The sequence below is a fragment of the Neisseria sp. P0022.S010 genome, from assembly GCF_051956635.1.
Genome location: NZ_JBQCXF010000475.1, coordinates 1 through 2265, shown reverse-complemented (window position 1 = coordinate 2265; position 2265 = coordinate 1). Strand labels below are relative to the sequence as shown.

3 protein-coding genes are annotated in these 2265 nt (G+C 54.5%); all 3 read left to right on the top strand.

Annotation, left to right across the window (positions count from 1 at the left end; all coding sequences use genetic code 11):
• Window positions 1–59 precede the first annotated feature (59 nt).
• The gene (gene rnhA, locus ACTHUT_RS18300; RefSeq protein WP_036473212.1) at window positions 60–497 is read left to right on the top strand and encodes a ribonuclease HI; all 438 of its coding nucleotides are present in this window, start codon (window positions 60–62) and stop codon (window positions 495–497) included.
• Between the two features lie 248 nt (window positions 498–745).
• Window positions 746–1144, top strand: a complete 399-nt coding sequence (locus ACTHUT_RS18295) for an HIT family protein (RefSeq protein ID WP_049330909.1) — start codon at window positions 746–748, stop codon at window positions 1142–1144.
• A gap of 73 nt (window positions 1145–1217) precedes the next feature.
• Window positions 1218–2265: LD-carboxypeptidase (locus tag ACTHUT_RS18290; RefSeq protein WP_440419322.1), on the top strand; the 1048-nt coding region annotated here is incomplete at its 3' end.

Sequence of the window (2265 nt, the reverse complement as noted above, 5' to 3'; positions counted from 1 at the left end):
TGCCGATATTTCAGACGGCCTTATGTTATGATACCGCCTTATTCGACAAAGACATGCCCATGGATAAACCCGTTTACCTCTACACAGACGGCGCATGCAAAGGCAACCCCGGCGCAGGCGGCTGGGGTGTATTTATGCGCTACGGCACACACGAAAAAGAATTGTTCGGCGGCGAAGCCGAAACCACCAACAACCGCATGGAGCTGACCGCCGTCATCGAAGGCCTGAAATCCTTAAAACGCCGCTGCCAAGTCGTCATCTGCACCGACTCGCAATACGTCAAAAACGGCATGGAAAGCTGGATACACGGTTGGAAAAAAAACGGCTGGAAAACCGCCGCCAAAAAACCGGTTAAAAACGATGATTTATGGAAAGAGCTGGATAGTTTGGTTCAACAGCACGATGTCCGCTGGACGTGGGTAAAAGGCCACGCCGGACACCCTGAAAACGAAAAAGCTGACGAGCTTGCCAATCAAGGGGCGGCAAAATTTGCATAACACTTCACCCATGACTGCACTCAGACATCTCAAGCCGTTGTTTGGGATTGCCGTCATTGCATTGATTTGTGTGACCACGTTAAGAGTGCCGAAGAATGTGACGACTTAATCACGCCCGCCTATTTATTTTGGTGGTTTATACCCAAACCGTGATTTTTCACATTCATCACGCTGACTGCTATTTACCTCATTCTAAAAATCCTGATTGAAATCATCCGATTCCTATTCAGATTGAGAAAGAAAAACCCATGACCTGCCCCATCTGTACTGCCGACAACGAAGACATTTTGCTGCAAACGCCAAACCTGCGCGTGATCGCCGTCCACAACGAAGCCGGCGCACCGGCATTCTGCCGCGTTATTTGGAATGACCATGTTTCCGAGATGACCGACCTTTCCCCTGCCGAACGCAACGAAATCATGGAAATGGTGTATCAGGTTGAAGCCGCAATGCGCCAAGTCTTCCGCCCGGCCAAAATCAATCTGGCCAGCCTCGGCAATGTTGTGCCCCACTTACATTGGCACGTCATTGCCCGCTTTGAAAACGACGCCAACTTCCCCGCGCCGATTTGGGCCGCGCCCGTACGTGAACACGGCATGACCTTGCCCGAAAACTGGCCGCAACAAATCAAAAACTTAATCGCTTAAACTTTCAGACGGCCTGTAAGGTCGGACACGCCAAGTTCAGGCCGTCTGAACATATAACGAAAGGAAAACCTCAATGAACTCCACCACGCGCCGCCATTTCCTGCGTACCTGCTCTGCCGCGGCAGGCGCAGGGTTGTTGCAAGCCTGCGGCACAGGCACGACCACCACGCCGCAAACCAAAACCACTTCTACCACCGCGAAAGCCCAAACCGTGCAACCTAAGCAACCCCATCCGCCACGTTCCGGCGACAACCTCCTGCGCGTTGTTGCGCCGTCAGGCTTCGCCGAAGACCCCAACCGCGTGACCACCGGCCTGACCCGCCTCTACAACGCAGGCTTTACCGTGACCAACCAACAGGCAGGCAGCCGCCGTTACCAACGCTTTGCCGGCAGCGACGCCCAACGCGCCGCTGACTTTCAAGAAGTTGCCAGCGGCCGTGTCGAAACGCCCAAAGTCTTGATGGGTCTGCGCGGCGGCTACGGCGCGGCACGCATCTTGCCGCAAATCGACTTTGCCTCACTCGGCGCCAGAATGCGCGAACACGGTACATTGTTCTTCGGTTTCAGCGACGTGTGCGCCGTCCAACTCGCCCTGTTGGCCAAAGGCAATATGATGAGCTTTGCAGGCCCGATGGTGTACAGCGAATTTGGCAAAGCTGACCCCAGCGTCTTTACCATGGATTCTTTCATCCGCGGCACGACCAACAACGTCAATATCGTTGATGTCCCAACCATCCAACGCGCCGATGTCAACGTCGAAGGCACATTGTGGGGCGGCAACCTCAGCGTTCTCGCCTCCCTCGCCGGTACGCCTTACATGCCCGATATTCAAGGCGGCATCCTCTTTATCGAAGACGTCAGCGAGCAACCCTACCGCATCGAACGTATGCTCAACACGCTTTATCTGTCAGGTGTTTTGCAAAAACAACGCGCCATCATCTTCGGCGATTTCCGCATGGGCACCATCCGCGACGCATACGACTCCAGCTACGATTTCTCCGCCGTCGTCAACCACATTTCGCGCACCGCCAAGATTCCTGTGTTGACCGGTTTCCCATTCGGCCACATCACCAACAAAACCACTTTCCCGTTGGGCGCGCATGCCAAAGTCCGCAGTACCG